Annotated in this window: 4 protein-coding genes; 3 read left to right on the top strand and 1 reads right to left on the bottom strand. The window is 40.8% G+C overall.

All coding sequences use genetic code 11. The features are described from left to right. Positions 1-149 precede the first annotated feature (149 nt). Positions 150-743, top strand: a complete 594-nt coding sequence (locus KDK17_RS00445; RefSeq protein ID WP_257287096.1) for a hypothetical protein — start codon at positions 150-152, stop codon at positions 741-743. Between the two features lie 87 nt (positions 744-830). Here the strand turns inward: KDK17_RS00445 and KDK17_RS00440 are convergent, their stop codons facing one another. Further along, on the bottom strand, positions 831-1010 hold the full coding sequence (locus tag KDK17_RS00440) for a hypothetical protein (RefSeq protein WP_257282027.1): 180 nt from the start codon (positions 1008-1010) through the stop codon (positions 831-833). A gap of 148 nt (positions 1011-1158) precedes the next feature. Between KDK17_RS00440 and KDK17_RS00435 the strand changes: the two genes are divergently transcribed. Beyond that, positions 1159-1476 carry an antibiotic biosynthesis monooxygenase gene (locus KDK17_RS00435; RefSeq protein ID WP_257287095.1) on the top strand — a complete coding sequence of 106 codons (318 nt, stop codon included), beginning with the start codon at positions 1159-1161 and terminating at the stop codon, positions 1474-1476. Between the two features lie 97 nt (positions 1477-1573). Further along, positions 1574-2098 (top strand): DUF523 domain-containing protein, encoded by a 525-nt coding sequence (locus KDK17_RS00430; protein WP_257282028.1) that lies wholly within the window; start codon positions 1574-1576, stop codon positions 2096-2098. The last annotated feature ends 80 nt before the right edge of the window (positions 2099-2178 follow it).

Here is a 2178-nt window from a genome sequence, read left to right as displayed (position 1 = left end):
GTCGCCCCTGAAGGGGCTGGGACGCCGCTGTGCGGCGCCCCACAGCATGGCGTTATGCGGTAAGTGCACAAATAAAAAGCTTAACTACAAATTCATAGTCGTTGTTATTTGTGATTTATATTGCCGAATTAATTAGAATAGAGGTGATTATGAAATATAAAATATTATTTATAACATATTTTTTCCTATCTGGTTGTTCGTTTGGGATTATTGACCATACCCATGAAATCAAACATACAAAAACAATAGAACAATGCTATTCGATTAAAAAAAGCTCTTTTTTATATGAAGCTCGTTGTGCCGACTTAAATTCTAAAGCTTTTGGAAATAGCACTTTTTGTACAGGAATTCAGGCATTCGATCCGATGCCTTATAACGGATATGATTTTAAATATCCAATATCTTGGGAAGAGTATATCTATCAAAAGGAAAAATGGGATCTAAAACTTTTCAATAAGCTTCTTTTTGAAAAGCAGCGTAGTATGATAGCTCCTATTGATATTGATACAAAAATAAAAATAATTGGAATTTATGAATATCCAAGAGGAGAGACAGGTCATGTCCTCATAGTAAGAGCGAAAATTATCAGTGGTGAATTTGAAGGAACCGAGATTGAGCTGCCGTCTCCTGGAGGTTTTTCTGATACAGGCCCTAGTTGGAGCAAACAATGGTTTTATAAACCAGATAAAAACATCAAATTTTCTGATGAGTTCATGCAAGAATGCTCTGATAGTTCCCAATGATAGAACCGCATAACAAGGGGCTCAAGTTCGTTCCGGGGCTAAAGCCCCTCCACCCGACGCGCCTTCGGCGCGCGGCTTAGCCCAGCGTTATATTTCTCTATCCCTCAACTCTGATTTAAGTAATCTGACAGCAAAATCCATAGCTTTTATTATATCTTCTGGCTTGTCACCTCTGATTTCTATTCTTTGATGTCTGTCGTTATTCCAGTCAATACGAATAGCATTACTTTCATTTTCCTCAATCCATATTTTTTCAAGTTTTGTCATTACCCAAACTCCATGAAATATAACAACACGCTCAACGGGACGCACATACTGTGCGCCCGTCAGCTTTGAGGTTAAATGCCTTGATCAGCATTATTCTAAATACACCAGCATTACTCTGTGTCAATGTGCAATAAGAAGAGAATTAGAGATGAGTTCAATTTCAGAAACTCCAAGCCCACCTTATTATGCGGTGATATTCACTTCAGTCAGAAATGAATGCGACAACGGGTATAGTGAAATGGCAGCAAGGATGGTAGAGCTTGCAGCGGTTCAGCCGGGTTTTCTGGGTCTTGAGTCTGCACGAGAAAATATTGGTATTACTGTTTCTTATTGGGATAATCTGGAGTCTATAAAAAAATGGAAAGCAAATTCGGAGCATTCATTGGCTCAGAAGTTTGGTCATGAAAAGTGGTACTCTGCCTTCAAAGTTCGAATCTCAAAAGTAGAGCATCAGTACGGCATTTAACAAGTGCGTGGTGTCGGCAGCAAGCTGCCTGGGACGTCGCCTGCGGCGGCGCCCCACACGCAGGCGTTAACTTCCAGGAAAGTATCGAGAATTGTGCATGAAACAAGTACTTGTCAGCGCTTGCTTGCTAGGAGATAGAGTTCGCTATGATGGCAACTCTTTGTCTACCAACAGTGAAATTCTCCAAGAATGGATAGATGACGGTAGAGTTGTTTCAATTTGTCCAGAAGTAAGTGCTGGTATGAGTATTCCAAGAGCTCCAGCTGAGATATCTGGCGGTGAAGGAAATGATGTTATTTCTGGAAGAATTTCAGTAATTGAAAATAGTGGTGAAGACGTCACCGAAAAATTTCTGACTGGAGCGAATAACGCCTTGTCTCTGTGTAAACAAAATCATATCAAGGTTGCTGTGCTGGCCGATTTTAGTCCTTCATGTGGGAGTTCATCTATATATAATGGTGCTTTTTCAGGAACAAAAATTGATGGTGCAGGCGTTACAGCAGCATTATTAACAGCTAATGGTATTAAAGTGTTTAGTCAATACCAACTAGAAGAAGCTAACAAGGCCATGCACCCGACCTCCGGCAGCTGTCACGCTTTTTGCCGAGGGCAAAAAGCGTGACAGCTACCTCCGGCGGGTGATGGTAGCGTTAACTGTATAGATATGGAAGAAATCGCACTAGGATCGATCAACTCAAAGTT

This window comes from Endozoicomonas sp. SESOKO2, from assembly GCF_024606245.1.
Classification (GTDB): Bacteria; Pseudomonadota; Gammaproteobacteria; order Pseudomonadales; family Endozoicomonadaceae; genus Endozoicomonas_A.
The sequence above is the reverse complement of the archived record's forward strand: the minus strand, read 5'-3'. Positions and strand labels throughout refer to the sequence as shown.

What these genes read in the sequence shown, in the direction of transcription:
- KDK17_RS00445 (WP_257287096.1), top strand. Translation starts at nt 150, where the DNA reads ATGAAATATAAAATATTATTTATAACATATTTTTTCCTATCTGGTTGT.
- KDK17_RS00440 (WP_257282027.1), bottom strand. Translation starts at nt 1,010, where the DNA reads ATGACAAAACTTGAAAAAATATGGATTGAGGAAAATGAAAGTAATGCT.
- KDK17_RS00435 (WP_257287095.1), top strand. Translation starts at nt 1,159, where the DNA reads ATGAGTTCAATTTCAGAAACTCCAAGCCCACCTTATTATGCGGTGATA.
- KDK17_RS00430 (WP_257282028.1), top strand. Translation starts at nt 1,574, where the DNA reads ATGAAACAAGTACTTGTCAGCGCTTGCTTGCTAGGAGATAGAGTTCGC.